Below are 26,487 nucleotides of genomic sequence, written 5' to 3' on the forward strand. Positions count from 1 at the left end.
AGACCAAGACCGCTCAGCTTATGTCCAAGCTAGTCCAACTGCTACTGACCTTCCTGGCGAGCCTCCCATTATCCTGGCTACAAGGTTTGGGTGCCACTCTGGGGCGGCTGACTTATCTCTCGTCCCCGCGGTTCGCGGCGCGGCTGCGGGAGAATCTGGGTTCTAGTAAAACCTTCCAAAACTATCAGCTTTTACCGCGCCAAGTCAAACTGGCGGCGGCGGAAACCGGCAAGGGCGCGCTGGAGCTGGCCATCGCCTGGTGCCGCAGCCCGGAAGACATCGCCGCCATGGTCAAGCAGTGCCACGGCTGGGAGCATGTCGAGACCGCTCTGGAACAGAATAACGGCATCGTCTTCATCACGCCACATCTGGGCAGCTACGACATCGCCGGCCGCTACATCAGTTCGCGGCTGCCGTTTCCGCTGACCGCGATGTACCGGCCGCCCAAGCTGCAGTGGCTGGAGCCGGTAATGCAGGCCGGCCGCGCGCGCGGCAAGGGCCGGACCGCGCCGGCCACCGCCGCCGGCGTGCGCGCGCTGATGAAGGCGCTGAAATCCGGCGAAGCCACCATCATCCTGCCCGACCAGGTGCCCGGCAACGGCGAGGGCGTGTGGGCGCCGTTTTTCGGCCGCCCCGCCTACACGATGACGCTGGTGCCCAGGCTGGCGCAGATGAGCAAGGTGACCACGCTGTTCTTCGTCGGCGAGCGCCTGCCCGGCGGCCAGGGCTTTGCCGTGCACATCGAACCGCTGGCCCAGCCATTCACCGGCGACAAGGAAGCCGACTGCGCGCGGATGAACGCCCAGGTGGAAAACCTGATCCGCCGCTTCCCCAGCCAATACCTGTGGAGCTACAACCGCTACAAATGCCCGGCCGGCGTCACCCGGCCGGACGCAGAACAAGGACACGCATGAAAATCGCTTTCGCCCTGCTATGGCTGATCCGCCTGCTGCCGATGCGGGCCATCGGCCTCATCGCCGCCGGCCTGGGCAATCTCGCCTACCTGCTGGCGCGCGGCCGCCGCCGCGTCGGCCTGATCAATCTGCGGCTGTGCTTCCCGGACATGCCGCTGGCCGAACGCAAGCGGCTGATCCGCAAGAACTGCCAGCACATGATACGGATGGTGCTGGAGTACGGCGTGTGCTGGTGGAGTTCGGCCAAGCGGATCGACAACCTGGTGGACATCAAGAACCTGCATTACGTCACCGATCTTCGCGACAAGGGCGAGGATGTGATTCTGTTTTACCCGCACTTCGTCGGCTTCGAGATGTGCGTCTACGCTCTGAACCAGTACATTCCGCTGGTCAGCGTGTATTCCCACCAGAAGAACGAAGCGCTGGACAAGCAGATCTACGCCGGACGCCAGCGCTACGACAACGCCTACATCGTGTCGCGCCAGGAGGGCCTGCGCCCCATCATCAAGGCGATGCGCAAGGACCACGCGCCCTTCCTGTATCTGCCGGACCAGGACTTCGGCGTCCGCGACTCCCTGTTCGTCGATTTCTTCGGCGTCAAGGCGGCCACCATCACCGGGATGTCGCGCATCGCCAAGCTGGCTCGCGCCAAGGTGGTGCCGGCGATCCCCCGCCGCGTCGGCGATCGCTTCGAGCTGGAGTTCTACCCGCCTTGGGACGGCTATCCCAGCGAAGACATCGAGGCCGACACCCGCCGCATGAACGCTTTCCTGGAAGACCGCGTCCGCGAAATTCCAGATCAGTATTTCTGGCTGCACAAGCGCTTCAAGAACCGCCCGCAGGGCGAGACGCGCGTCTATTGATCCGGCAGGCCGGACGCTTGCCCGGCCTCAAATGTCAATCACCTAATCCGATGACAGTCTTCCGACTTACGGTATATTGTTAACCGCCGTTAACATACGCACACGTATTTCAAACAGGAAGATTGTTAATGATAAAACAAACTCTTTTCACCGCCGCTCTGGCAGCCGCCCTTCTGTCCGGCTGCGCCACCGAGTCGTCCCAGACGCTCGCGGTCGCGCAGGTCGCCAGCGCCAACAAGCCCTACAACGGTCCGCGCGCGCCGATTTCGGTCGGCAAGTTCGACAACCGCTCCAGCTTCATGCGCGGCATCTTCTCCGATGGCGTCGACCACCTGGGCAGCCAAGCCAAAACCGTGCTGATCACCCATCTGCAACAGAGCAACCGCTTCAACGTGCTCGACCGCGACAACCTGGCGGAAATCAAGCAGGAAGCCGGCCTGAAGAAGCAGGCGCAAGCGCTGAAGGGCGCCGACTACGTGATCACCGGCGACGTCACCGAATTCGGCCGCAAGGAAGTGGGCGACCACCAGCTGTTCGGCATCCTCGGCCGCGGCAAGCAGCAGATCGCCTACGCCAAGGTCAGCCTGAACGTGGTCAACACCCAGACTTCCGAAGTCGTCTTCTCCTCCCAAGGCGCCGGCGAATACTCGCTGTCCAATCGCGAAATCATCGGCTTCGGCGGCACCGCCAGCTACGATTCCACGCTGAACGGCAAGGTGCTGGATCTGGCCATGCGCGAAGCGGTCAACAACCTGGTCAACGGCATCGACTCTGGCGCCTGGACGCCTGGCAAATAAGCCTCAACCCATACAAAAACAAAACCGAGACAATGAAAACGAAAAGCATCAAGTCGCATCGCCGCGTGATCGGCATGCTCGCCGGCTGCGCGCTGCTCAGCGCCTGCGCGACCGGCCCCAAGACTCTCTATCAATGGGAGTCGTACCAACCGGAAGTGTATGAATACCTGAAAGGCGACGGCGCGGACGCTCAGAAGCAGATCTCCGTGCTGGAAGAAGGGCTGCAGAAGATCCGAGCCAAGGGCAATCAGGAGCCGCCGGGCTATCACGCCCATCTGGGCATGCTGTACGCAAACGCCGGCAACACCGACCGGATGGCACAGGAGTTCGAGGCCGAGAAAAAGCTGTTCCCAGAATCGGCTTCCTATCTGAACTTCCTGATGAGCAAGCTGAAAAAATAAGAGGACATCATGCTCAAACATCTCGTCAAGGCGACGCTGATCGCCTCTTTGGCCGCGTTGGCCACCGGCTGCGCCGCCCCGGTCGTCAATCGCGACTACACCGCCTACAAGCAAAGCCGTCCCCGCGCCATCCTGGTCCTGCCGCCGGTCAATGACTCGCCGGAAGTCAACGGCCCCAACGGCGTGCTGTCGCAGATGACCTACCCGCTGGCCGAAGCCGGCTACTACGTGGTCCCCGTCGCGCTGATGACGGAAACCTTCAAGCAGAACGGCCTCTCCACCGCCAACGACATTCAGGCTGTCTCCCCAGTCAAGCTGCGAGAGATCTTCGGCGCAGATGCCGCGCTGTACACCACGGTCAAGCGCTATGGCGTGCGCTACAGCGTGCTGGACAGCGTCGCGGAAGTGGAAGTGCAAACCAAGCTGGTGGATCTGAAAAGCGGCCAGGAGCTGTGGGCCGGCAGCGCCGCCGCCAACAACGCCAACAGCAACAACAATAATGCAGGCGGACTGGTGGGCATGCTGATCAACGCCGCGATCAAGCAGATCGTCAACAGCGCCACCGACGCCACCTATCCGGTCGCCGGCATGGCCAGCAATCAGCTGCTCTCCGCGGGGCACGCCAACGGCGTGCTGTACGGCCCCCGCTCGCCGCAATACGGCACCGACTGAGCGCTTGGCTTACGAATGGAATAGCCGCCCGGCCTCACGGTCGGGCGGCTTTTTCATGCCCGCTTACCACTTGGGCAGCAGGAAGGGCTGGGAGCAGGTGTCCTCACGCTCCGCCGCCGGCGTATCCATGAAGCTGTCCACCTCCGGGAAGCTGTCCAGCTTGTCCTTCTTCAGCGTGAACCACAGCTCGGTCAGCACGTTGCGTCCCTTGGCGTCCTTGGCGCAGCGCAATTGCAACGCGCCGCGCTCGCCGGTGGCGTAGCCCTTGGTGAACGCGTCCTTCACTTCCGCGCCGGTGCCGGTCTGGCCGGCCTGGGCGCTCAGGTAGCGGCCAAAGTCGCTGTCCACCACCGCTTCGCGCATCTGCAGAGCGGTGGAGAAGAATTCGTTGGCGTCGTAGCCGAAGCACTGCACGTGCTTCACGTATTCATGGGTCTGCAGATCGCTGGCGAGCTGCGGCATCGTTTCCTTCAGCCTTTGCCGCAGTTCTTCGGACAGCAACGGGACCGCCGTCACATGCGGCAGCATCGAGCAGCCCGACGCCCACCATTGCTGCACTTTCACGCCCTTGTCTTCCAGGCTCTTGGGTTCCGACGCCCACAAACCGTGCAGGCCGATCAGTTCCTCCTTGGGCTGGCTCGGCAGACAACCCTCTCCGCCCGCGGTGCAGAAGCCCGGCAGCCACGCCAGCGCGAAGGTGTAATGGGCGAAATCGCCGTGGCGGGCCGGTTTCAGCTCATCGGCCTGGGCAACGCCCGCCAGCAGGACGAGCAAGGAAACTGTCAGTAGTTTGCGCATGATGATGACCATTGAGTTTTCACCGCATTTCATGCGGATATAAAATGTCAATTTCATTCAAAATGAGATATTAAGCAAGCAGCCGCAACAAATGACAATAAAAAAGCACTGCCGAGGCAGTGCTTTGTGGCTTGCGCGTTAGCGCGGCTATTGTCCCGGCTTGCGCCAGAAATAGCGGTAGACGAAACCCGGAAAGGCCGCCACCACGAACAGCGCGAAAGTGGTGACGTAAAACTGCCAATTCTGCGCATGCACCGGCATCGTCTGCGCCTCCAGCAGGCGGGCCAGCAAGCCCACCAGCAGATACAGAACGACGAGCTCCAGCGCCTGCCAGCCGAAATGCTTGCGCGCCACCTTGAACACGCAGGCCACGCGGGGGGTGGCGAACGGCAGATTGGCGGCCGCCAGGGCCAGCAGCAGCAGGATCACGATGCCGGTCTGCATGGTCCAGTCCTTACATCATGCCCAGAGACTGGCGCATCACTTGCGCGCACAGCTCCAGCAGCGACTGCGGCAGGATGCCCACCGCCAGCAGCGCCAGCGCGTTCAGCGACAGCACCAGCTTCATGTCGGCGCGAACGTTGATCGGGGCGTTGTCCTGGGCGTCGTCGAAGTAGATGGCCTTGACCACGCGCAGGTAGTAGAAGGCGCCGATCACCGACATCAGCACGGAGAACACGGCCAGCTTGATCATGCCGATCTGCACCACGGCCTGGATCACCGCGAACTTGGCGTAGAAGCCGGCCAGCGGCGGAATGCCGGCCATCGAGAACATGGCCAGCAGCATCAGCAGCGCGTACCAGCTGTTGCGGCTGTTCAGACCCTTCAGATCGTCGATCTTCTCGCATTCGAAGCCCTTGCGCGACAGCGCCAGGATGATGCCGAAGCTCACCAGCGACATCGCCACGTACACCACCGCGTAGAACAGCGCGGCGGAGTAGCCCTGCTTGGTGCCGGCCAGCACGCCCAACAGCAGGAAGCCCATGTGCGAGATGGTGGAGTAAGCCAGCATCCGCTTGATGTTGGTCTGCACGATGGCGGTGATGTTGCCGATGGCCATCGACAGCACGGCCACGATCATCAGCATGCCCTGCCAGTCGCCCACCAGCGCGTCCAGGCCCTGGGCCAGGATGCGCAGCACGAACACGAAAGCGGCCAGCTTGGGGGCGGCGCCGACCATCAGCGTGACGGAAGTCGGCGAACCCTGGTAGACGTCGGGCACCCACATGTGGAACGGCACGGCGCCCAGCTTGAAGCTCAGGCCGGCGACGATGAACACCAGGCCGAAGATCAGCAGCACGCCGTTGGCGGAGTGCGACTTGATCGCCTTGGCGATGGCCGCCAGCTCCAGCGAGCCAGTGGCGCCGTAGATCATCGAGATGCCGTACAGCAGCAGGCCGGAGGCAAGCGCGCCCAGCACGAAGTACTTCATCGCCGACTCGGTGGCCGGCACGGAGTCGCGCTGCAGCGCGATCAGCGAGTACAACGCCAGCGACAGCAGTTCCAGGCCCATGTACAGGGTCAGGAAGTGGGACGCGGACACCATCAGGTTCATGCCCAAGAGCGCGAACAGCGACAGCGAGAAGTACTCGCCCTTGAACAAGCCGCGGTCGGCGGTGTACTGGCGGCTGTACACCAGCACGATGGCGGTGACGCCGTACATCGCCAGCTTGACCAGCGCCGCCAGCGGATCGGCGACGAACATGCCGGAGAACGTGGTCACCGGGTACGGGGTAAAGGTGCATACCTGCGCGACGGCGGCGCCGACCAGGGTCAGCAGCGTCAGGCCGTAGGTGACGCAGCGCTTTTCATCCGAGATGAAAAGATCCAGCATCAGCACCACCAGCAACGCGCCGATCAGGAACAGCTCCGGCATCGCGGGTATCAGGTTGAGATCAGCCCAATTCATTTGTGTGTATTCCTTCCGTCCTTACGGCAGCTTGGTCTGCGCGACGTGCGTGATCAGGTCGTTGACCGCCAGGTGCATCTTGGCGACGAAAGCCTGCGGATACAGACCCATGCCCAGCACCATCAGGGCCAGGATGGCCAGCACCAGGAACTCGCGCTTGTTGACGTCGGACAGCTCGGCCACATGCTCGTTGGCCACGTCGCCGAAGATCACGCGCTTGTACATCCACAAGGTGTAGGCGGCGCCGAAGATCAGCGTGGTGGCGGCCAGCGCGGCGTACCAGAAATTCACCTGCACCGCGCCCATGATCACCATGAACTCGCCGACGAAGCCGGAAGTGGCCGGCAGGCCGGAGTTGGCCATCGCGAACAGCATCATGAAGGCGGCGAAGATCGGCATCTTGTTGGCCACGCCGCCGTAGTCGGCGATGTTGCGGCTGTGCACGCGGTCGTACATCACGCCGATGCAGAAGAACATCGCGGCGGAGACGAAGCCGTGGGACACCATCTGCACCAACGCGCCTTCGACGGCCCACTGGTTCAGCTCGCTGCCGGTGAACAGGAACAGGCCCAGAGTCACGAAGCCCATGTGGGAGATGGACGAGTACGCCACCAGCTTCTTCATGTCGGACTGAACCAGCGCCACCAGGCCGATGTAGACCACCGCCACCAGCGACAGGCCGATGATGATGGGCGACAGCTCGCGCGCGGCGTCCGGCATGATGGGCAGGATGAACCGCAGGAAGCCGTAGGCGCCGATCTTCAGCGTGATCGCGGCCAGCACCATGGAGCCGCCGGTCGGCGCTTCCACGTGGGCGTCGGGCAGCCAGGTGTGGACCGGCCACATCGGCACCTTCACCGCGAAGGACATGAAGAAGGCGACGAACAGCAGGATCTGCACCGTCAGCGAAATCTTGGCGATGTCGTGGAAAGCCAGGATCTCGAAGCTCTTGCCAGCCTGGAAGTACAGGTAGATCAACGCGACCAGCATCAGCAGCGAGCCGAGCAGCGTGTACAGGAAGAACTTGATCGACGCATAGACGCGGCGCGGACCGCCCCAGACGCCGATGATCAGGTACATCGGGATCAGCATGCCTTCGAAGAAGACATAGAACAGGATGGCGTCCAGCGCGGCGAAGGCGCCGTTGATCAGGCCGGACATGATCAGGAAGGCGGCCATGTACTGCGACACGCGCTTCTGGATCACTTCCCAGCCGGCGATCACCACCAACAGCGTGGTGAAGCTGTTGAGCACCACGAACAGCATCGAGATGCCGTCCACGCCCAGGTGGTAGTTGATGTTGAGCGAAGCGATCCACGGCTTCATCTCTTCGAACTGCATGCCGCCGTTCAGGTTGTTGAACTCGGTGAACAGCGGGATCGACAGCAGGAAGCCCGCCAGGGCTCCCGCCACCGCCAGCCAGCGCGCCAGCGGCGCGCGCTGGTCGCCGCCGGTGGCCAGCACTACCAGGCCGGCCAGTATCGGCGTCCAGATCACCAGACTTAACAGATTTGTGAACATAGTCAAACCTATATTGTTATTTCAATCCCGGAATCCGGACTCAGCGCAGGATCAGCGGCAGGAACCACCAGGTCATCAGACCCAGCACGCCGATGATCATCGCGGTGGCGTAGCTGTAGATGAAGCCGGTCTGCATGCGGCGCACCACGCTGGAGAACCAGCCCACCAGCTTGGCGGTGCCGTTGACCAGCAGGCCGTCGATCAGCAGCGTGTCGCCCACCTTCCAGAACAAGGTGCCCAGCGCGCGCGAGCCCTTGGCGAACACGGCGAAATAGATCTCGTCCAGGTAGTACTTGTTTTCCAGCAGCTTGTGGATCGGGGCGCACTTTTCCTTGATGGCGGCCGGGATGTGCGGCGCCTTCATGTAGAAGTACCAGGCCACGACGACGCCGGCGATGGCCAGCCACAGCGGCAGCGTGGTGAACGAGTGCAGCGTCATGGCGAAGGCGCCGTGGAATTCGTGCGCCAGCTCTTCCATCCCCGGGTGCGCTTCGTGGTTGACCGCGATCACGCCCTTGAAGAAGTCGCCGTAAACCAGCTTGTCGATGGCGAAGTAGCCCACCAGCACCGACGGAATGGCCAGCAGCACCAGCGGCAGCGTCACCACCCACGGCGATTCGTGCGGCTTGTCGTTCGGGCCCAGTCCATGGTGATGGTCATGGGACACTTCCTCCTCATCGCTGTCGCCATGGTGCTCGTGGTGCGAGCCATGGTTCTCCATCCAACGCTCCTTGCCGTGGAAGACCAGGAAGTACATGCGGAAGGAGTAGAAGGCGGTGATGAACACACCGGCCACCACGGCGAAGTAGGCGAAACCGGCCGCGGACAGATGCGAAGCGGCGACCGCCTCGATGATCGAGTCCTTGGAGTAGAAACCGGAGAAGAACGGCGTGCCGATCAGCGCCAGCGAACCCAGCAGCGAGGTCAGCCAGGTGATGGGCATGTACTTGCGCAGGCCGCCCATGTTCCGCATGTCCTGGTCGTGGTGCATGCCGATGATCACGGAGCCGGCCGCCAGGAACAGCAGCGCCTTGAAGAAGGCGTGGGTCATCACGTGGAACATCGCCACCGAGTACGCCGAAGCGCCCAGCGCCACGGTCATGTAGCCCAGCTGCGACAGCGTGGAATAAGCCACCACGCGCTTGATGTCGTTCTGGACGATGCCGAGGAAGCCCATGAACAGCGCGGTGATCGAGCCTGCCACCATCACCACGTTCAGCGCGGTGTCGGACATCTCGAACAGCGGGCTCATGCGCGACACCATGAAGATGCCGGCGGTCACCATGGTGGCCGCGTGGATCAGCGCCGAGATCGGCGTCGGGCCTTCCATCGAGTCCGGCAGCCACACGTGCAGCGGGAACTGGGCGGATTTACCCATCGCGCCGATGAACAGCAGGATGCAGGTGACGGTCAGCAGCGACCATTGCTGGCCGGGGATGATCTCGATGGTCTTCTGCGCCAGCGCCGGCGCGGCGGCGAACACGTCGCTGTAGTTCAGCGAGCCGCCGAAGTAGGCCAGCACCAAGCCGATGCCCAGCAGGAAGCCGAAGTCGCCGACGCGGTTGACCAGGAAGGCCTTCAGGTTGGCGAACACCGCGGTCGGGCGCTTGAACCAGAAGCCGATCAGCAGATAGGACACCAGGCCCACAGCTTCCCAGCCGAAGAACAGCTGGACGAAGTTGTTGCTCATCACCAGCATCAGCATCGAGAAGGTGAACAGCGAGATGTAGCTGAAGAAACGCTGGTAGCCCGGATCGTCCTGCATGTAGCCGATGGTGTAGATATGCACCATCAGCGACACGCTGGTGACCACCACCAGCATCATCGCGGTCAGCGAGTCGACCAGGAAGCCGACCGAGTACTCGTAGCCGCCGACGGTCAGCCAGGTGTAGACCGGTCCGTTGAACACTTCCGCGCTTCCGTTGAGGAAGCCCAGAAGCACCTTGAGCGACAGCGCGGCGGACAGCGCCACGCCGGCTATCGTGACGACGTGCGAGGCGCGCCGTCCGATCGCCCATCCAAACAGGCCCGCAATGATGGAACCCGCCAACGGAGCGAGTGCAATCAGCAGGTATAAGCTCTTCATATCCATGCTTTTGTGCTTTGTAATGGTTCCGGTTTGCCGTTAGCCCTTGAGGCTGCCCAAGTCTTCAACGTTGATGCTCTGCAGGTTGCGGAACAGCACCACCAGGATCGCCAGACCAATGGCGGACTCGGCGGCGGCAACCGTCAGGATGAAGAACACGAAGATCTGGCCTGCCGAATCCGACAGGTAGTGCGAGAACGCGATGAAGTTGAAGTTCACCGCCAGCAGCATCAGCTCGATGGCCATCAGCAGTATGATCAGGTTTTTCCGGTTCAGGAAAATCCCGAGCACGCTGATGGCGAACAGGATGGCGGCCAGCACCAGAAAGTGAGTCAGTGTCAGCACGTTTCCTCCCTTATTGGTTGATTGGCCGTCAGGCCTGTTGCTCACCGGAATCGGCCTGTTCGGCCTCTTCCACTTTTTTCACGGCGTCCATCTTGACGATGCGAACGCGGTCTTCGCGGCGCACCTTCACCTGGACGGCGGGGTCGATCGTCTTGCTGTCCTTGCGCGCGCGCATGGTCAGGCCGATGGCGGCGATCATCGCCAGCAGCAGCACGACCGCCGCGATCTCGAACGGCAGCAGATAGGTGGTGTACAGCTGGCTGCCCAGCATCTTCACGTTGCTGAAGTCGGCGGCCAGCGGCGCGGCGGCCTTGTACTGCGACAGCGCGGCCTGCGGGCTGACCAGGATCAGCGCCATTTCGAACACCATGATGGCGCCGACGGTGGCGGCCACCGGCAGGTTCTTCCAGAAGCCTTCTCGCAGCTTCTCGATGTTGATGTCCAGCATCATCACCACGAACAGGAACAGCACCATCACCGCGCCGACGTAGACCAGCACCAGCGTGATCGCCAGGAACTCCGACTCCATCAGCAGCCAGTGGCCGGCGCTGGTGAAGAAGGCCAGCACCAGGAACAGCGCGGCGTGCACCGGGTTCTTGGCCGTGACCACCCGCACGCCGGCGAAGATCAGGATGGCGGACAGAACGTAGAAAATTACCGTAGTTAGGTTCATGGCCTCCCCTTAGCGATACTTGGCGTCAGCCGCCTTGTTGGCGGCGATTTCGGCCTCGTACTTGTCGCCGATGGCCAGCAGCATCGGCTTGGTGTAGTAGAGGTCGCCACGTTTTTCACCGTGGTATTCGAAGATGTGGGTTTCCACGATGGCGTCCACCGGACAGGCTTCCTCGCAGAAGCCGCAGAAGATGCACTTGGTCAGATCGATGTCGTAGCGCGTGGTGCGGCGGGTGCCGTCGTCGCGCTGCTCGGACTCGATGTTGATGGCCAGCGCCGGACACACCGCCTCGCACAGCTTGCACGCGATGCAGCGCTCTTCGCCGTTGGCGTAGCGGCGCTGCGCGTGCAGGCCGCGGAAGCGCGGCGAAATCGGCGTCTTCTCTTCCGGGAACTGCACAGTGATCTTGCGGGCGAAGAAGTAGCGGCCAGTGACCATCAGGCCCTTGACCAGCTCCACCAGCAGGAAGGTCTTGAAAAAGTTGCGGATCGAATTCATTTTTTCACCTATCCCCTGTCTCAGTGCCAAATGGACAGCGGGGTAAACATCCACACGCCCACCACCAGGATCCACGCCAGGGTCACCGGGATGAACACCTTCCAGCCCAGACGCATGATCTGGTCATAGCGATAGCGCGGGAAGGTGGCGCGGAACCACAGGAAGCAGAACAGCACCATCGACACCTTGATCGCCAGCCAGTGGAAGCCGCCGGCGCCCAGGATGCCCCACGACGCCGGGAACGGCGACAGCCAGCCGCCCAGGAACAGCAGCGCGGTCAGCGCGGCGACCAGGATCATGTTGGCGTACTCGGCCAGGAAGAAGATCGCGAACGCCATGCCCGAATATTCAACGTGGAAACCGGCGACGATTTCCGACTCGCCTTCCGCCACGTCGAACGGCGCGCGGTTGGTCTCGGCCACGCCGGAGATCAGGTAGACGATGAACAGCGGGAACAACGGAATCCAGTTCCAGGACAGCAGCGAGCCGCCGCCCATGCCGAAAGACTGCTGCTTGACGATGTCGACCAGGTTCAGGCTGCCGGACACCATCAGCACGCCCACCAGCGCGAAGCCCATCGCCAGCTCGTAGGAAACGATCTGGGCGGCGGAGCGCATCGCGCCGAGGAAGGAGTACTTCGAGTTGCCCGCCCAGCCGGCGATGATCACGCCGTACACGCCCATCGAGGTCAGCGCCAGGATGTACAGCAGCGAAGCGTTGACGTTGGCCACCACCAGGTGTTCGGTGAACGGAATCACCGCCCAGGCCGCCAGAGCCGGTCCGATGGACAGCACCGGCGCCAGCAGGAACAAGCCCTTGCTGGAGTTGGTGGGCAGGATGATTTCCTTCATCAGCAGCTTCACCGCGTCGGCGATGGGCTGCAGCAGACCGAAATAACCGACCCGGTTCGGGCCGATGCGGATCTGCATGTAGCCGATCACCTTGCGCTCGGCCAGCGTCAGATACGCTACGCAGCCCAACATCGGCAGCACGATGGCGATGATCTTCAGCAGGGTCCACACCAGGAGCCCTGCGTCAGTGCCAAGAATACCTTGCAAGAACTCCATCGTTTACCCCTGCTTGATCTCGATTGCGTCGAACATGCCGCCCAGCGCCAGCGTGGAAGCGTGCGCGGCGGCGACCCGTACCACGTCGGCCGGCAGGCTGTCGTCGGCTTCGACCGAAACGCGCGCCTCGCCCTCGCCCTGCTTCAGCAGCGCGGCGGAACCGGCGGCCACGCCCAGCTTGGCCAGCAGGCCGCTGTGCGCGCGGACGGCGGCGGCGCCCTTGGCTTCGTTGGTTTGCTGCAGCGACGCCGCGCGGCGGCAGATGGCGTCGGCCTGGTACATCGGCACTTCGCCTACGCGGACGATGCCGGAGGACACGGCCGGATTAGCGGCGACCTTGGACAGCGCGTTGTTCAGCTTGGCGGCCTGATCGCCGAACTCGGCGCGGACTTCCTCGGCGCTGTTCTGCTCGAAGCCGGACAGGCTCAGCATATTGCCCAGCACGCGCAGCACCTTCCAGGCCGGACGGGTTTCGCCCAGCGGCTTCACCACGCCGTTGAAGGTCTGCAGCTTGCCTTCCATATTGACGAAGGAGCCGGCGGTCTCGGAGAACGGCGCGATCGGCAGCAGCACGTCGGCGTAATCCAGCAGGCCCTGGCCCTTGTAGGCGGTCAGCGCGATCACGGTGGCGGCCTGCTTCATCGCGGCCACGGCGGCCTGCGGGTTGTAGCTGTCGAACTCCACTTCGGTGTTCAGCAGGAAGTAGGCCTTCTTCGGCTTGGCGATCATCGCGGCGGCGTTGTCGCCGGTCTTCGGCAGCGCGCCCACCAGCTCGGCGCCCACGCTGTTGGCGGCTTCGGCCAGGATGCCGAAACGCGCGCCGGACAGGCGGGAGATTTCCTGGGCCAGCGACAGCAGCTGGCCGTAAGCCGGGTGGTGTTGCGCGACGTTGCCCAGCACGATGGACGCGGTCTCGGCGCCGGTCAGGCTTTCAGCGATGACGCGCGCCTGGGCGGACACTTCCACCGACGCCAGGTCGATTTCGCTGGAGCCGGACTTGATCTCGGCCACAGCCTTCAGCACCTGTGACAGCGCGTTCACCAGCGCCAGCGGCGACACGATCAGCTTGCCGTTGATCTTGGTCAGCAGATTGTCGTCGGCGACGTGGATAATGTTGAGCTCGGAACCCTTCTTGACCGATGCGCGCAGGCGGGAGGCCAGCAGCGGCTGTTCCTTGCGCAGCGAGGACCCCACCGCCAGCACCGACTTGGCGTCGGCCAGTTCGGCGATGGTGGAGCCCAGCCATTCGGCGCCCTGCTTGGCGCTGTCGGCGGAGAAGTCGCTGCGGCGCAGGCGGTAGTCGATGGCGTCGACGCCGAAGGCTCGGGCCAGCTTCTGGGCCAGGTGCAGTTCCTCGGTGGTGGAGTGCGGGTTCAGCAGGAAGCCGATGGCGTCCTTGCCGTGATCGGCGGACACGCCGTTCAGGCCCTTCACCACGTAGTTCAGCGCGGTTTCCCAGTCGGTCTCGTGCCACTTGCCGTCGAACTTGATCATCGGCTTGGAGAGACGCTCGGCGCTGTTCAGGCCTTCGTACGAGAAGCGGTCGCGGTCGGCGATCCAGCACTCGTTGATGGCTTCGTTTTCCAGCGGCAGCACGCGCATCACTTCGTTGCTCTTCACCTGGACCACCAGGTTGGAGCCGAGGCCGTCGTGCGGGCTCACCGACTTGCGGCGCGACAGCTCCCAGGCGCGGGTGCTGTAGCGGAACGGCTTGGACGTCAGCGCGCCCACCGGGCACAAGTCGATCACGTTGCCGGAGATTTCCGAGTCCACGGTCTTGCCCAGGAACGGCAGGATCTCGGAGAACTCGCTGCGGTTGGCCATGCCGATTTCCTGGAAGCCGCCCACTTCTTCAGTGAAGCGGACGCAGCGCGTGCAGTGGATGCAGCGCGACATTTCCTCGGCGGAAACCAGCGGGCCCATGTCCTTGCCCACCACCACGCGCTTCTCTTCCTCGTAGCGCGAGGTGGAGTTGCCGTAGCCGACCGCCAGATCCTGCAGCTGGCATTCGCCGCCCTGGTCGCAGATCGGGCAATCCAGCGGGTGGTTGATCAGCAGGAATTCCATCACGCCCTGCTGGGCCTTCTTGGCCAGCGGCGACGCGGTATGGACCTTCATGCCGTCGGTGACGGGGGTGGCACAGGCCGGCAGCGGCTTCGGCGCCTTTTCCACTTCCACCAGGCACATCCGGCAGTTGGCCGCGATGGACAGCTTCTTGTGGTAGCAGAAGTGCGGAATGTAGGTGCCCACCGAGTGGGCCGCCTCGATGACGGTGCTGCCTTGCGGCACCGTCAGTTTCTTACCGTCGATTTCGATTTCAAGCATCGCTCAACACCATTTGTGATCCACCAAGGTCTTTCCGTGTTCGATCGCGTATTCGAACTCCTCGCGGAAATGCTTGGTGAAACTGCGAACCGGGAACACCGCGGCGTCGGCCAGCGCGCAGATGGTGCGGCCGGCCATGTTGTTGCCCACGGAATCCAGGAGCTCCAGATCGCCCTTGCGGCCTTGGCCATTGACGATGCGATGGATCACCTTGTACAGCCAGCCGGTGCCTTCGCGGCACGGCGTGCACTGGCCGCAGGACTCTTCGTGGTAGAAATAGGCCAGACGCTCCAGCGCCTTGACCATGCACACGTCCTCGTTCATCACGATCACGGCGCCCGAACCCAGCATCGAACCGGCTTTGGCGATGCTGTCGTAGTCCATCGTGCACTGCATCATGATGTCGGCCGGCAGCACCGGAGCGGACGAGCCGCCCGGGATCACCGCCTTCAGCTTCTTGCCGTCGCGCATGCCGCCGGCCATTTCCAGCAGCTCGGAGAACGGGGTGCCCAGCGCGATCTCGTAGTTGCCCGGACGGTTGACGTGGCCGGAAACCGAGAACAGCTTGGTGCCGCCGTTGTTCGGCTTGCCCTTCTCGAGGAAGGTCTGCGCGCCGTCGCGGATGATGAAAGGCACCGAAGCGAACGATTCGGTGTTGTTGATCGTGGTCGGCTTGCCGTACAGGCCGAAACTGGCCGGGAACGGCGGCTTGAAGCGCGGCTGGCCCTTTTTGCCTTCCAGCGATTCCAGCAGCGCGGTTTCCTCGCCGCAGATGTAGGCGCCGTAGCCGTGGTGGGCGAACAGGTCGAAGTTGAAGCCCGAGCCCAGGATGTTCTGGCCCAGGAAACCCGCCTTGCGCGCCTCTTCCAGCGCCTCTTCGAACAACACGTAGTCCTCGAAGATTTCGCCGTGGATGTAGTTGTAACCCGCCTTGGTGCCCATCGCGTAACCGGCGATGATCATGCCCTCGATCAGCGAGTGCGGGTTGTAGCGGATGATGTCGCGGTCCTTGAAGGTGCCCGGCTCGCCCTCGTCCGTATTGCAGACGACGTACTTGTCGCCCGGGAACGAGCGCGGCATGAAGCTCCATTTCAGGCCGGTCGGGAAGCCCGCGCCGCCGCGGCCGCGCAGGCCGGAGTTCTTCACTTCCGCGATCACGTCTTCCTGCGTCATCTTGGAGTCGAGGATGCGGCGCAGCGCCTGGTAGCCGCCGCGGGCCACGTAGGCGTCCAGACGCCAGCAGTCGGGCTGCGCGGTGTCGACGCCGTCGAAAATCACGCCATTAGCGAAGACAGCCATTATTTCAACTCCGCCAGTTTTTTATCGATTGCTGCGGGCGTCATGAAGCTGCACATCTTGTGGTTGTTCACCAGCAAGACCGGCGCGTCGCCGCAGGCGCCCATGCATTCACCTTCCAGCAGGGTGTACATGCCGTCGGCGCTGGTTTCGCCGATGGCGATGCCCAGCTTCTTCGAGATGTACTCCGCGGCGTTGACGCCGCCGGACAGCGCACAGGGCAGGTTGGTGCAGACGGTGATCTTGAATTTGCCCACCGGCTTCATGTCGTACATGTTGTAGAAGGTGGCGACTTCGTAGGCGGCCACCGGGGCGATGCCCAGGTAGTTCGCGACGAACTCGATCAGCTCCTGGTTCAGGCAGCGCGCTTCCGGGGTCTCACCGGCGGCGCGCCGCTCGTCCAGCGCGATGCGCAGCGCGCCCATGACGGCGGAGCGTTTCTGGTCGGCCGGATATTTGGCGACCTCGCGGTCGATCAAGGCTAGCGATTGTGCGGACAGCATCAGCGGTCAATCTCCCCAAACACGATATCCTGCGTACCGATGATCGCGACGACGTCGGCGATCATGTGGCCCTTTGCCATCTCGTCCAGCGCGGCCAAGTGGGCATAGCCCGGCGCGCGGATCTTGAGGCGGTACGGTTTGTTGGCGCCGTCGGACACCAGGTAGATGCCGAACTCGCCCTTCGGGTGCTCCACCGCGGCGTAAGCCTCGCCTTCCGGCACGTGCATGCCTTCGGTGAACAGCTTGAAGTGGTGGATCAGGTCTTCCATATTGGACTTCATGCCTTCGCGCGAAGGCGGAGCCACCTTATGGTTGTCGGTGATCACCGGGCCGGGGTTGGCGCGCAGCCAGGCCACGCACTGCTGGATGATGCGGTTGGACTGGCGCATCTCCTCGACGCGGACCAGGTAGCGGTCGTAGCAGTCGCCGCCCACGCCCACCGGCACGTCGAAGTCCATCTTGTCGTACACATCGTACGGCTGGGTCTTGCGCAGGTCCCAGGCGATGCCGGAACCGCGCAGCATCGGGCCGGTCATGCCCAGATTCAGGGCGCGCTCGGCCGTCACCACGCCGATGCCCACGGTCCGCTGCTTCCAGATGCGGTTGTCGGTCAGCAGGGTTTCGTACTCGTCGACGTAGCCCGGGAAACGGTCGGTGAAATCGCTGATGAAGTCCAGCATCGAGCCCTTGCGGCCTTCGTTCAGGCGCGCCAGCTCTTTGGCGTTCTTGATCTTGGACACGGTGTACTGCGGCATGCTGTCCGGCAGGTCGCGGTAGACGCCGCCCGGACGGAAGTAAGCCGCGTGCATGCGCGCGCCCGACACCGCCTCGTAGCAGTCCATCAGGTCTTCGCGCTCGCGGAACGCGTACAGGAACATCGTCATCGCGCCGATGTCCAGCGCGTGGGCGCCGATCCACAGCAGGTGGTTCAGCACGCGGGTGATTTCGGCGAACATCACGCGGATGTATTGCGCGCGCTCCGGCACCTCGATGCCCATCATTTTCTCGATGGCCAGGCAGTAGGCGTGCTCGTTGCACATCATCGACACGTAGTCGAGACGGTCCATGTACGGCAGCGACTGGATGAAGGTCTTGCTCTCGGCCAGCTTCTCGGTGCCGCGGTGCAGCAGGCCGATGTGCGGGTCGGCGCGCTGGACGACTTCGCCGTCCAGTTCCAGCACCAGGCGCAGCACGCCGTGCGCGGCCGGGTGTTGCGGGCCGAAGTTGAGGGTGTAGTTACGGATCTCAGCCACCGTAATTCTCCTCGCGGATGATGCGCGGCGTGATTTCGCGCGGTTCGATGGTGACCGGCTGATAGATCACGCGCTGCTGGGTCGGGTCGTAGCGCATTTCCACGTGGCCGGACAAGGGGAAGTCCTTGCGGAACGGGTGGCCGACGAAACCGTAGTCGGTCAGCAGGCGGCGCAGGTCGGGATGGCCTTCGAACACGATGCCGTACAGATCGAACGCTTCGCGCTCGAACCAGTTGGCGGCGTTCCAGACGTCGTTGACCGATGGGATCACCGGGAAATCGTCGTCTGCGGCGAAGACGCGCAGGCGGATGCGATGGTTCAGCTTGACGGACAGCAGATGGTACACGGCGGCGAAGCGCGGACCGTCCCACGGCTCGTCGCGGTAGGCGCTGTAGTCCATGCCGCAGACGTCGATGCACTGCTCGAAGGCGAGGTCGGCGTGGTCGCGCAGCGTCAGCGCCACGGACGGCAGATCGGACGCCTTGCAGACGATGGTCAGCTCGTCCAAAGCCTGCGTGCTGCTCACGAGCTTGTCGCCCAGCGCCGCGGCAACGACCGAACCCAACGCTTCCATTTTCTTGGAGGCCATAGTTTCTACCTTAGCGGGCGATGGTGTTGGTACGTTTGATCTTGTTCTGCAGCTGGATGATGCCGTACAGCAGCGCTTCCGCGGTCGGCGGACAGCCCGGCACGTAGACATCCACAGGCACGATGCGGTCGCAGCCGCGAACTACAGAATAGGAATAGTGATAGTAGCCGCCGCCGTTGGCACAGGAGCCCATCGAGATCACCCAGCGCGGCTCGGCCATCTGGTCGTAAACCTTGCGCAGGGCCGGCGCCATCTTGTTGCACAGCGTGCCGGCGACGATCATCAGGTCGGACTGGCGGGGGCTGGGACGGAACACGACGCCGAAGCGGTCGAGGTCATAACGCGCCGCGCCGGCGTGCATCATTTCCACCGCACAACAGGCCAGGCCGAAGGTCATCGGCCACAGAGAACCCGTGCGGGTATAGTTGATAAGCTTGTCGGCTGTCGTGGTGACGAAGCCTTTCTCCAGAATCCCTTCTACTCCCATTCCAGAGCTCCCTTCTTCCACATGTAGACGAAGCCGAGCGTCAGCACGGCCAGAAATTCGACCATCACGCCCAAACCATAGACGCCCAGATCCTTCAACACCACCGCCCACGGAAACAGGAAGGCGATTTCCAGGTCGAACAGGATGAAGAGAATGGCGATCAGGTAATAGCGGACGTCAAACTTCATGCGGGCATCTTCGAAGGCCTCGAAGCCGCATTCGTATGGAGAAAGTTTCTCAGCGTCGGGACGGTTTGGTGCCAGCAGTTTGCCCAAGACAATAGGGCCCACGCCGACCAGAAGTCCGACGATGACAAACATCAGAATGGGAAAGTAGTTTTGCAGCATTTCCCGTACACCCCCAAAAAAAGAGGGGTCGCCCCCTCTTGGCTCCAAATAAAACAGGCCACCGGAGTCCCGGTGGCCTGTTTTTGAATGGTGGTGCCGACAGTGAGACTCGAACTCACACAGCTTTCGCCACTACCCCCTCAAGATAGCGTGTCTACCAATTTCACCATGTCGGCACAGCAAAGCTTTAAATTGTTACTCCGGGATTTTGGAAGCCGTTCCCGAAGCATTTTTATTAGGCGCGCCTGCCGGGATTTGCGGCACAGCCTGTTCAATCTTACCGCCCATCACGCCGAGATCGCTCTTTCCACCCCCGGAAAGAAAGACCAGCGCCAAAGAAGTCGAGAAAAACACCGCGGCAGCAACCGCGGTCGTTCTGCTCAAGAAATTCGCAGAACCAGACGCCCCGAACAGACTGCCGGACGAGCCACTACCAAAAGCCGCGCCCATATCCGCACCCTTGCCATGCTGCATCAGAACAAGGACGATGATAGATGCTGCGGACAGCAGATTTACAATCCAAATAAGCGTCTTGAGAAGTTCCATACTATATCATTTTTCCTGCGGCTTGGCAAATCACTCTGAATGAACCGGCGTCCAGAGAGGCCCCTCCGACCAGTGCTCCGCCGACGTTTTCCGTCGCCAGGATCGCCTCGGCATTCTCTGCTTTGACACTGCCGCCGTAGAGGACGCGAATCTTATCGGAGCCGGAAACGTTTTGCAAGCACCAATTTTTGATGAATGCGTGGATTTCGGCGATCTGCTCAAGCGACGCCACCTTGCCGGTGCCGATGGCCCACACCGGCTCGTAGGCGACAACGTATTCACCATCGGCGATATCGGCCAGGATGGCAAGCTGTTCCCGCACCACATCCAGATAAGCGCCGGACTCGCGCTGCTCCAGCGTCTCCCCGACGCACAGCACCGGGACCACGCCGGCGGCGATGGCATTGCGCATCTTGGCCAGCAGCGCGGCGTTGTCTTCGCGGAAATACTGGCGGCGCTCGGAGTGGCCGACCAGCGCGTAGCGGCAGCCCACGTCGGCCAGCATCGCGGCGCTCACCTCTCCGGTGAAGGCGCCGTCGGCGGCGAAGCGGCTGACATCCTGGGAGGACAAGGCAATGTTGCCGCCTTTCAGTTGCTCGGCCAGCGCAGCCAGGTAGACGGCGGGAGCGGCGATGCCGACGCCTTCGCGATTGGTTTTTTCGTCGGCTAGCAAGGCCGCCGCCAGCTGGCGGGCGCTGTCGCCGCGGGTGTTCATCTTCCAGTTGCCAATCACCAGTTTGCCGGACATGCGTTTCTCCACTTCATGTTGCTTGGTTGGCGCCGATTATAGCGCGCCCTGCCCCACCGCTCCAATGGGCCTGGATCAAGCATTTACGACTTGTAATATTACTGAAAGATTCGCCCGATACGATGGCGACCATCACAAACGCAGTCCCATCCTTTCGTTCGGGAGTTAAGCAATGAAACAGTCTGTTCGTCTGGCCGCAGTCCTCGGCTCCACGCTGATCGCAGGCTCGGTCTACGCGGCTGACATCACCGGCGCCGGCGCGACCTTCCCCTACCCGCTGTACGCCAAGTGGGCGGCGACCTACAAGGGCAGCACCGGCAACAACATGAACTACCAGTCCATCGGTTCCGGCGGCGGCATCAAGCAGATCCAGTCCAAGACCGTGGATTTCGGCGCGTCCGACATGCCGCTGAAGCCGGAAGAGCTGGAAAAGTCCGGACTGACTCAGTTCCCGACCGTGATGGGCGGCGTGGTGCCGGTGTACAACATCCCGGGCGTCGCCGCCGGCCAGATCAAATTCACCGGCGCGCTCTTGGCCGACATCTACCTGGGCAAGGTAGCCAAGTGGAACGATCCGGCCATCGCCAAGCTGAACCCGGGCGTCAAGCTGCCCGACCAGCGCATCTCGGTCGTCCGCCGCTCCGACGGCTCCGGCACCACCTTCATCTTCACCAACTATCTGTCCAAGGTATCGCCGGAATGGGCGAAGGACGTCGGCTCCAACACCGCCGTCAGCTGGAAGGGCAGCTCGGTGGGCGGCAAGGGCAACGAGGGCGTGGCCAACTACGTGTCGCGCATCAAGGGCGCCATCGGCTACGTCGAATACGCCTACGCCAAGCAGAACAAGCTGGCCTACGGCCTGCTGCAGAACCAGTCCGGCGCCTTCGTCAAGCCGGATGAAGCCTCGTTCAAGGCCGCAGCCGCCAACGCCGATTGGAAGAAAGCGCCGGGCTTCTACCTGCTGCTGACCAACCAGCCGGGCAAGCAGAGCTGGCCGATCGCCGGCGCCACCTTCATCCTGATGCACAAGAAGCAGGACAAGCCGGCGCAGGCCACCGAAGTGCTGAAGTACTTCGACTGGGCATACAAGAACGGCGACAAAACCGCGCAGGAACTGGATTACATCCCGATGCCCGATAGCGTGAAGGGCGTGATCCGCACCAGCTGGAAACAAATCACCGACGGCAGCGGCAAGGCTGTCTGGAACTGACAGGCGACGCTTATACTGTCGCACCCAGGCCGGGGGGAGTTCGCTCTCTCCGGCCTTGTGTCTGAACCATCAAGAATCGGCGCATGCAAAAACTGAGCTATGAGCAGCAACTGGGACGCCAGCAGCTGCTGGACAAAATCTTCCGGGTGACCACCCGCTGTTTCGCCTTCCTGGTGCTGGCGCTGCTGCTGGGCATCCTCCTTTCGCTGCTGGTCGGCGCCATGCCCAGCATCAAGGGCTTCGGCTGGAGCTTCCTGTTCAATACCGACTGGGATCCGGTGCAGGAAAAATTCGGCGCCGTCGTGCCCATCTTCGGCACCCTGGCCACGTCCTTCATCGCCTTGCTGATCGGCGTGCCGGTCAGCTTCGGCATCGCGCTGTTCCTGACCGAGCTGTGCCCGACCTGGCTCAAGCGCCCGCTGGGCATCGCCGTCGAGTTGCTGGCCGGCATTCCGTCCATCATCTACGGCATGTGGGGCCTGTTCGTGTTCGCCCCGTTCTTCGCCGACCACATCCAGCCATGGCTGATCGACAATCTGGGCGAGCTGCCTCTGCTGGGCTTCCTGTTCCAGGGGGCGCCGATGGGCATCGGCCTGTTCTCCGCCGGCCTGATCCTAGCCATCATGGTGATTCCGTTCATCGCCTCGGTGATGCGCGACGTGTTCGAAGTGGTGCCCACCATGCTGAAGGAGTCGGCCTACGGCCTGGGCTCCACCACCTGGGAGGTGGTGCGCTACGTGGTGCTGCCCTACACCAAGACCGGCGTCGTCGGCGGCATCATGCTGGGCCTGGGACGCGCGCTGGGCGAAACCATGGCGGTCACTTTCGTGATCGGCAACTCCACCCGCTTTTCCACCAGCCTGTTCGAGCCGGGCAACTCCATCGCCTCGTCGCTGGCCAATGAATTCGCCGAAGCCAACGGCGACCTGTACATGGGCTCGCTGATCGAACTGGGCCTGATCCTGTTCTTCATCACCTTCGTGGTGCTGTCCTGCTCCAAACTGCTGCTGCTGCGCCTGAAGAAGCAGGAAGGCAAGCCTTCCTGACATGAAAGACGTCAAAACGATGAGCCAAGCGACAATGAACGACGCCTTGCGCACCGCCCCCGCATCCGGCCTGAAGCAGGATAGCCTCACTTATCGCCGGCGCCGGCTGGTCAACCGGCTGACCATGGCCGCGTCGATGCTGACCATGGTTTTCGGCCTGTTCTGGCTGTTCTGGATCCTGATCACGCTGCTGCAGCACGGCCTGTCCGGCATCAGCTGGCAGGTATTCACCGAAAGTACGCCGCCGCCGGGCTCCGCCGGCGGCCTGGCCAACGCCATATACGGCAGCCTGGTGATGACCGCCTTCGGCACGCTGTTCGGCACGCCGATCGGCATCCTGGCCGGCATCTACCTGGCCGAATTCGGCCAGCGCGGCTGGCTGGCGCCCATCACCCGCTTCATCAACGACATCCTGCTGTCGGCGCCGTCCATCGTGATCGGCCTGTTCGTGTACGAGGTGTACGTGGTGTCGGTCGGCCACTTCTCCGGCTGGGCCGGCTCCTTCGCGCTGGCCATCCTGGTGATCCCAGTGGTGGTGCGCACCACCGAGAACATGCTGCGCCTGGTGCCGAACAGCCTGCGCGAAGCCGCCGCCGCGCTCGGCGCGCCGCAATGGAAGGTGACGCTGACCGTGACGCTGCGCGCGGCGCAGGCCGGCGTGCTGACCGGCATCCTGTTGGCGGTGGCCCGGATTTCCGGCGAAACCGCGCCCTTGCTGTTCACCGCGTTGAACAACCAGTTCTTCAACAGCAATATGAACCAGCCGATGGCCAACCTGCCGATCGTGATCTTCCAGTTCGCGATGAGCCCCTACGAGGACTGGCACACGCTGGCCTGGGCCGGCTCGCTGCTGATCACTTTCAGCGTCCTCGCCCTGAACATCGTCGCCCGCTGGATGGGCGGCCGCAAGAATCAATCGAATTAAGGCATGACAACCATGACCAGCACCGCCTCCAAGCTCGAGGTCCGCGACCTGAACTTCTTCTACGGCAACTTCCACGCGCTGAAGGGCATTCAGCTGGAGATCGCGCCGCGCAAGGTGACCGCCTTCATCGGCCCGTCCGGCTGCGGCAAATCCACGCTGCTGCGCACCTTCAACCGCATGTACGAGCTCTACCCCGGCCTGCGCGCCGAGGGCGAGATCATGCTGGACGGCCAGAACATCCTGGCGCGCGACGTCGACGTCAACCTGCTGCGCGCCAAAGTGGGCATGGTGTTCCAGAAGCCGACGCCGTTCCCGATGTCGATCTACGACAACATCACCTTCGGCGTGAAGCTGTACGAGAAGCTGTCCAAGGGCGAGATGGAAGACCGCGTCGAATGGGCGCTGCGCAAGGCCGCGCTGTGGGACGAGGTGAAGGACAAGCTCAAGCAGTCCGGCAATTCGCTGTCCGGCGGCCAGCAGCAGCGGCTGTGCATCGCCCGCGCGGTGGCCTCCAAGCCGGAAGTGCTGCTGTTGGACGAGCCGACCTCGGCGCTGGACCCGATCTCCACCGCCCACATCGAAGAGCTGATCCACGAACTGAAAGAGGACTACACCATCGCCATCGTGACGCACAATATGCAGCAGGCGGCGCGGGTGTCCGATTACACCGCCTACATGTATCTGGGCGAGATGGTGGAGTTCGGCCATACCGACACCATCTTCACCACGCCGCAGAAGAAGGCGACCGAGGACTACATCACCGGCAAATTCGGCTGATCCCATCCCCAGAGACGGCTGGAGGCTCGATTCCGCCAGCCGTTTTTCATGCCGTCCGGCTAAGCAATAATGATGACGCCATTTTGCAAAATCATGGACTTAGCCGTCTTGCAACCCAGCGCTGTCAAGAAGATTTTGCCGTTTTCGCAGGCAAAACCACACGCTTTATTTTTTTTTATAAAGACTTGACGGCCATGGCGCGGAACACAACAATCCCGCCTTTACGATAAACGCTGACACGCCATGCTGGACCTGTTTTCCGGGCTCGATACCCATGTAGCCATCACTTTGATGCTTTCTCTGGGCTTCGTGCTCGCCTTTGAGTTCATCAACGGTTTTCACGATACCGCCAACGCCGTCGCCACCGTCATCTACACCCAGTCGATGAAGCCGCGCCTGGCCGTGTTCTATTCCGGCGTCTGCAACTTCCTCGGCGTGATGAGCGGCGGCCTGGCCGTCGCCTACGCCATCGTGCACCTGCTGCCGGTGGACCTGCTGATCTCGGTGAACACCAGCCGCGGCATGGCGATGGTGTTCGCCCTGCTCGCCGCCGCCATCCTGTGGAACCTCGGCACCTGGTATCTGGGCCTGCCGGCGTCCAGCAGCCACACGCTGATCGGCGCCATTCTGGGCGTGGGCGTGGCCAACAGCTTCATCAACAACACCTCGCTGTCGCACGGCATCAACTGGGGCAAGGCGATCGACGTCGGCGCCTCGCTATTGGTGTCGCCGATCGCCGGCGCGGTGATGGCGGGCCTGATCGTCATCCTGTTGCGGCGCTTCCGTCCTCGCAGCAACGTCCACAAAACCCCGTACCAGCGCCAGCAGGTGGAGGGCCGCAAGCATCCGCCGTTCTGGACCCGCTTCATGCTGATCGTGTCGGCGATGGGCGTCAGCTTCGCCCACGGCTCCAACGACGGCCAGAAGGGCGTCGGCCTGGTGATGCTGGTGCTGATCGGCATCGTGCCGGCCAAGTTCGTGCTGAACCTGGACAGCACCCCGTACCAGTTGGAGCGCACCCGCGACGCGGCTCAGCATCTGCAGCAGTTCTACCAGCGCCACGAGGCCGATCTGTCCAAGATCATCGTCAAGTCCACCAGCACCAGCCAGTACGAGTGCCACCCGCAGCAGACGGTGGCCACCGCCGACCAGCTGCTGAAGCTGATGGGCGACGGCAACGACTACCATACCCTCAGCGCCTCTCAGCGCTGGGACGTGCGCACCCAGCTCTTGTGCCTGGACGACGCCGCCAAGAAGGCAGCCGATCTGCCCAAGCTGTCCTCAGACGACAAGCAGCTGCTGAGCAATCTGCGCAAGGATCTGACCACCACCACAGAATACGCGCCCACCTGGGTGATCGTGGCCGTGGCCTTGGCGCTGGGCATCGGCACCATGATAGGCTGGCGCCGCGTGGTGAAGACCGTGGGCGAAGGCATCGGCAAGAAAGACATGACCTACGCCCAGGGCGTGGCCGCGCAGACCACCGCCGCCGTGTCCATCGGCCTGGCCAGCTGGTTCGGCTTCCCGGTGTCCACCACCCACGTGCTGTCCAGCGGCGTGGCCGGCACCATGATCGCCGACAAGGCCGGCCTGCAGATGAGCACCGTGCGCTCGATCGCGCTGGCCTGGCTGTTCACGCTGCCTGCCTCGATGGGCCTGGCCGCCGGCCTGTACTACCTGGCGGCGCAGTGGTTCTGACCCAAACCGCGCCCAAACGCAAAAGCCGCTCGATGAGCGGCTTTTTTCATGCTTGATCCAGGTCAACGGAGCGGCTGTCCGCGCTTGAACGAAAAATTCATTGATTGCTAATATACGCCTGCTTCATTAATGGTTTCTTTTGTTTGCAGCAATCCTCCCTCGCCGCCGCGATTTCCCCCAATCGCGGCGGATT

28 protein-coding genes and 1 tRNA gene are annotated in these 26,487 nt (G+C 62.7%); 10 read left to right on the plus strand and 19 right to left on the minus strand.

Annotated features, from left to right (window positions below):
* Positions 1-20 precede the first annotated feature (20 nt).
* The 5 genes from VL52_RS01695 (at position 21) to VL52_RS01715 (ending at position 3,647) form a co-directional block, all read left to right on the plus strand.
* Entirely contained in the window at positions 21-914 is an 894-nt protein-coding gene (locus VL52_RS01695) for a lysophospholipid acyltransferase family protein (RefSeq protein ID WP_046155434.1), read from the plus strand.
* Positions 911-1,777: a lipid A biosynthesis lauroyl acyltransferase gene (locus tag VL52_RS01700; protein ID WP_046155435.1), complete on the plus strand. Its 867-nt coding sequence runs from the start codon at positions 911-913 to the stop codon at positions 1,775-1,777. Before VL52_RS01695 ends, VL52_RS01700 begins: the two co-directional genes overlap by 4 nt.
* Before the next feature lie 128 nt (positions 1,778-1,905).
* A complete protein-coding gene (locus VL52_RS01705) occupies positions 1,906-2,574 on the plus strand; it encodes a CsgG/HfaB family protein (protein ID WP_021476512.1) in 669 nt (222 codons plus the stop codon).
* Between the two features lie 32 nt (positions 2,575-2,606).
* Entirely contained in the window at positions 2,607-2,975 is a 369-nt protein-coding gene (locus VL52_RS01710) for a DUF4810 domain-containing protein (RefSeq protein WP_046155436.1), read from the plus strand.
* Between the two features lie 9 nt (positions 2,976-2,984).
* Entirely contained in the window at positions 2,985-3,647 is a 663-nt protein-coding gene (locus VL52_RS01715; RefSeq protein WP_046155437.1) for a DUF799 domain-containing protein, read from the plus strand.
* A gap of 63 nt (positions 3,648-3,710) precedes the next feature.
* Here the strand turns inward: VL52_RS01715 and VL52_RS01720 are convergent, their stop codons facing one another.
* The 19 genes from VL52_RS01720 to tpiA form a co-directional block, all read right to left on the minus strand.
* Positions 3,711-4,445: a ribonuclease T2 family protein gene (locus VL52_RS01720; protein ID WP_046155471.1), complete on the minus strand. Its 735-nt coding sequence runs from the start codon at positions 4,443-4,445 to the stop codon at positions 3,711-3,713.
* Positions 4,446-4,592: 147 nt separating this feature from the next.
* Entirely contained in the window at positions 4,593-4,889 is a 297-nt protein-coding gene (locus tag VL52_RS01725; protein ID WP_046155438.1) for a DUF2818 family protein, read from the minus strand.
* A 10-nt stretch (positions 4,890-4,899) separates the two neighbouring features.
* A complete protein-coding gene (gene nuoN / locus VL52_RS01730; protein WP_046155439.1) occupies positions 4,900-6,354 on the minus strand; it encodes an NADH-quinone oxidoreductase subunit NuoN in 1,455 nt (484 codons plus the stop codon).
* Between the two features lie 21 nt (positions 6,355-6,375).
* Positions 6,376-7,875 carry an NADH-quinone oxidoreductase subunit M gene (locus VL52_RS01735; protein WP_021476506.1) on the minus strand — a complete coding sequence of 500 codons (1,500 nt, stop codon included), beginning with the start codon at positions 7,873-7,875 and terminating at the stop codon, positions 6,376-6,378.
* 40 nt (positions 7,876-7,915) lie between these two features.
* Entirely contained in the window at positions 7,916-9,967 is a 2,052-nt protein-coding gene (nuoL, locus tag VL52_RS01740; RefSeq protein ID WP_046155440.1) for an NADH-quinone oxidoreductase subunit L, read from the minus strand.
* A 33-nt stretch (positions 9,968-10,000) separates the two neighbouring features.
* Positions 10,001-10,306: an NADH-quinone oxidoreductase subunit NuoK gene (gene nuoK / locus VL52_RS01745; RefSeq protein WP_011134506.1), complete on the minus strand. Its 306-nt coding sequence runs from the start codon at positions 10,304-10,306 to the stop codon at positions 10,001-10,003.
* Between the two features lie 28 nt (positions 10,307-10,334).
* The gene (locus VL52_RS01750; protein ID WP_046155441.1) at positions 10,335-10,979 is read right to left on the minus strand and encodes an NADH-quinone oxidoreductase subunit J; all 645 of its coding nucleotides are present in this window, start codon (positions 10,977-10,979) and stop codon (positions 10,335-10,337) included.
* A 9-nt stretch (positions 10,980-10,988) separates the two neighbouring features.
* Positions 10,989-11,468 carry an NADH-quinone oxidoreductase subunit NuoI gene (nuoI, locus tag VL52_RS01755; protein WP_199776295.1) on the minus strand — a complete coding sequence of 160 codons (480 nt, stop codon included), beginning with the start codon at positions 11,466-11,468 and terminating at the stop codon, positions 10,989-10,991.
* 29 nt (positions 11,469-11,497) lie between these two features.
* Positions 11,498-12,544: an NADH-quinone oxidoreductase subunit NuoH gene (gene nuoH, locus VL52_RS01760; protein WP_021476502.1), complete on the minus strand. Its 1,047-nt coding sequence runs from the start codon at positions 12,542-12,544 to the stop codon at positions 11,498-11,500.
* Positions 12,545-12,547: 3 nt separating this feature from the next.
* Positions 12,548-14,869 (minus strand): NADH-quinone oxidoreductase subunit NuoG, encoded by a 2,322-nt coding sequence (gene nuoG / locus VL52_RS01765; RefSeq protein WP_046155442.1) that lies wholly within the window; start codon positions 14,867-14,869, stop codon positions 12,548-12,550.
* 3 nt (positions 14,870-14,872) lie between these two features.
* Positions 14,873-16,168 (minus strand): NADH-quinone oxidoreductase subunit NuoF, encoded by a 1,296-nt coding sequence (gene nuoF / locus VL52_RS01770; protein WP_046155443.1) that lies wholly within the window; start codon positions 16,166-16,168, stop codon positions 14,873-14,875.
* Entirely contained in the window at positions 16,168-16,668 is a 501-nt protein-coding gene (gene nuoE / locus VL52_RS01775) for an NADH-quinone oxidoreductase subunit NuoE (protein WP_021476499.1), read from the minus strand. Before nuoE ends, nuoF begins: the two co-directional genes overlap by 1 nt.
* Positions 16,668-17,921 carry an NADH-quinone oxidoreductase subunit D gene (locus VL52_RS01780; RefSeq protein WP_046155444.1) on the minus strand — a complete coding sequence of 418 codons (1,254 nt, stop codon included), beginning with the start codon at positions 17,919-17,921 and terminating at the stop codon, positions 16,668-16,670. Before VL52_RS01780 ends, nuoE begins: the two co-directional genes overlap by 1 nt.
* Positions 17,914-18,510, minus strand: coding sequence for an NADH-quinone oxidoreductase subunit C (locus VL52_RS01785; protein WP_046155445.1), 597 nt, complete (start codon positions 18,508-18,510; stop codon positions 17,914-17,916). The genes VL52_RS01780 and VL52_RS01785 overlap by 8 nt, the downstream gene beginning before the upstream one ends.
* A 10-nt stretch (positions 18,511-18,520) precedes the next feature.
* Positions 18,521-18,997: a NuoB/complex I 20 kDa subunit family protein gene (locus VL52_RS01790; RefSeq protein ID WP_011134497.1), complete on the minus strand. Its 477-nt coding sequence runs from the start codon at positions 18,995-18,997 to the stop codon at positions 18,521-18,523.
* Positions 18,988-19,344 carry an NADH-quinone oxidoreductase subunit A gene (locus tag VL52_RS01795; RefSeq protein ID WP_011134496.1) on the minus strand — a complete coding sequence of 119 codons (357 nt, stop codon included), beginning with the start codon at positions 19,342-19,344 and terminating at the stop codon, positions 18,988-18,990. The genes VL52_RS01790 and VL52_RS01795 overlap by 10 nt, the downstream gene beginning before the upstream one ends.
* 91 nt (positions 19,345-19,435) lie before the next feature.
* Positions 19,436-19,520 (minus strand) — tRNA-Leu (locus tag VL52_RS01800).
* A gap of 19 nt (positions 19,521-19,539) precedes the next feature.
* Positions 19,540-19,890: a preprotein translocase subunit SecG gene (gene secG, locus VL52_RS01805; RefSeq protein ID WP_021476496.1), complete on the minus strand. Its 351-nt coding sequence runs from the start codon at positions 19,888-19,890 to the stop codon at positions 19,540-19,542.
* A gap of 1 nt (position 19,891) precedes the next feature.
* A complete protein-coding gene (gene tpiA / locus VL52_RS01810; RefSeq protein ID WP_082113579.1) occupies positions 19,892-20,638 on the minus strand; it encodes a triose-phosphate isomerase in 747 nt (248 codons plus the stop codon).
* Between the two features lie 172 nt (positions 20,639-20,810).
* Between tpiA and pstS the strand changes: the two genes are divergently transcribed.
* From pstS to VL52_RS01835, 5 genes are all read left to right on the plus strand, one after another.
* On the plus strand, positions 20,811-21,848 hold the full coding sequence (gene pstS / locus VL52_RS01815; RefSeq protein WP_046155446.1) for a phosphate ABC transporter substrate-binding protein PstS: 1,038 nt from the start codon (positions 20,811-20,813) through the stop codon (positions 21,846-21,848).
* An 83-nt stretch (positions 21,849-21,931) separates the two neighbouring features.
* On the plus strand, positions 21,932-22,894 hold the full coding sequence (pstC, locus tag VL52_RS01820; RefSeq protein ID WP_021476493.1) for a phosphate ABC transporter permease subunit PstC: 963 nt from the start codon (positions 21,932-21,934) through the stop codon (positions 22,892-22,894).
* A 34-nt stretch (positions 22,895-22,928) separates the two neighbouring features.
* Positions 22,929-23,819: a phosphate ABC transporter permease PstA gene (gene pstA / locus VL52_RS01825; protein WP_021476492.1), complete on the plus strand. Its 891-nt coding sequence runs from the start codon at positions 22,929-22,931 to the stop codon at positions 23,817-23,819.
* Positions 23,820-23,822: 3 nt separating this feature from the next.
* Positions 23,823-24,596, plus strand: coding sequence for a phosphate ABC transporter ATP-binding protein PstB (gene pstB, locus VL52_RS01830; RefSeq protein WP_186009439.1), 774 nt, complete (start codon positions 23,823-23,825; stop codon positions 24,594-24,596).
* Between the two features lie 243 nt (positions 24,597-24,839).
* Positions 24,840-26,294, plus strand: coding sequence for an inorganic phosphate transporter (locus VL52_RS01835; RefSeq protein ID WP_021476490.1), 1,455 nt, complete (start codon positions 24,840-24,842; stop codon positions 26,292-26,294).
* The last annotated feature ends 193 nt before the right edge of the window (positions 26,295-26,487 follow it).

This window comes from Chromobacterium vaccinii, from assembly GCF_000971335.1.
Classification (GTDB): Bacteria; Pseudomonadota; Gammaproteobacteria; order Burkholderiales; family Chromobacteriaceae; genus Chromobacterium; species Chromobacterium vaccinii.

Coding starts and splice junctions, on each gene's coding strand:
- VL52_RS01750 (WP_046155441.1), bottom strand. CDS start 10,979: ATGAACCTAACTACGGTAATTTTCTACGTTCTGTCCGCCATCCTGATC.
- nuoH (WP_021476502.1), bottom strand. CDS start 12,544: ATGGAGTTCTTGCAAGGTATTCTTGGCACTGACGCAGGGCTCCTGGTG.
- pstB (WP_186009439.1), top strand. CDS start 23,823: ATGACAACCATGACCAGCACCGCCTCCAAGCTCGAGGTCCGCGACCTG.
- pstA (WP_021476492.1), top strand. CDS start 22,929: ATGAACGACGCCTTGCGCACCGCCCCCGCATCCGGCCTGAAGCAGGAT.
- VL52_RS01785 (WP_046155445.1), bottom strand. CDS start 18,510: ATGGCCTCCAAGAAAATGGAAGCGTTGGGTTCGGTCGTTGCCGCGGCG.
- pstS (WP_046155446.1), top strand. CDS start 20,811: ATGAAACAGTCTGTTCGTCTGGCCGCAGTCCTCGGCTCCACGCTGATC.
- nuoN (WP_046155439.1), bottom strand. CDS start 6,354: ATGAATTGGGCTGATCTCAACCTGATACCCGCGATGCCGGAGCTGTTC.
- tpiA (WP_082113579.1), bottom strand. CDS start 20,638: ATGTCCGGCAAACTGGTGATTGGCAACTGGAAGATGAACACCCGCGGC.
- VL52_RS01795 (WP_011134496.1), bottom strand. CDS start 19,344: ATGCTGCAAAACTACTTTCCCATTCTGATGTTTGTCATCGTCGGACTT.
- VL52_RS01705 (WP_021476512.1), top strand. CDS start 1,906: ATGATAAAACAAACTCTTTTCACCGCCGCTCTGGCAGCCGCCCTTCTG.
- VL52_RS01735 (WP_021476506.1), bottom strand. CDS start 7,875: ATGTTCACAAATCTGTTAAGTCTGGTGATCTGGACGCCGATACTGGCC.
- VL52_RS01700 (WP_046155435.1), top strand. CDS start 911: ATGAAAATCGCTTTCGCCCTGCTATGGCTGATCCGCCTGCTGCCGATG.
- VL52_RS01835 (WP_021476490.1), top strand. CDS start 24,840: ATGCTGGACCTGTTTTCCGGGCTCGATACCCATGTAGCCATCACTTTG.
- nuoG (WP_046155442.1), bottom strand. CDS start 14,869: ATGCTTGAAATCGAAATCGACGGTAAGAAACTGACGGTGCCGCAAGGC.
- nuoF (WP_046155443.1), bottom strand. CDS start 16,168: ATGGCTGTCTTCGCTAATGGCGTGATTTTCGACGGCGTCGACACCGCG.
- VL52_RS01710 (WP_046155436.1), top strand. CDS start 2,607: ATGAAAACGAAAAGCATCAAGTCGCATCGCCGCGTGATCGGCATGCTC.
- VL52_RS01725 (WP_046155438.1), bottom strand. CDS start 4,889: ATGCAGACCGGCATCGTGATCCTGCTGCTGCTGGCCCTGGCGGCCGCC.
- secG (WP_021476496.1), bottom strand. CDS start 19,890: ATGGAACTTCTCAAGACGCTTATTTGGATTGTAAATCTGCTGTCCGCA.
- VL52_RS01720 (WP_046155471.1), bottom strand. CDS start 4,445: ATGCGCAAACTACTGACAGTTTCCTTGCTCGTCCTGCTGGCGGGCGTT.
- nuoE (WP_021476499.1), bottom strand. CDS start 16,668: ATGCTGTCCGCACAATCGCTAGCCTTGATCGACCGCGAGGTCGCCAAA.
- VL52_RS01695 (WP_046155434.1), top strand. CDS start 21: ATGTCCAAGCTAGTCCAACTGCTACTGACCTTCCTGGCGAGCCTCCCA.
- VL52_RS01715 (WP_046155437.1), top strand. CDS start 2,985: ATGCTCAAACATCTCGTCAAGGCGACGCTGATCGCCTCTTTGGCCGCG.
- VL52_RS01790 (WP_011134497.1), bottom strand. CDS start 18,997: ATGGGAGTAGAAGGGATTCTGGAGAAAGGCTTCGTCACCACGACAGCC.
- nuoL (WP_046155440.1), bottom strand. CDS start 9,967: ATGGATATGAAGAGCTTATACCTGCTGATTGCACTCGCTCCGTTGGCG.
- pstC (WP_021476493.1), top strand. CDS start 21,932: ATGCAAAAACTGAGCTATGAGCAGCAACTGGGACGCCAGCAGCTGCTG.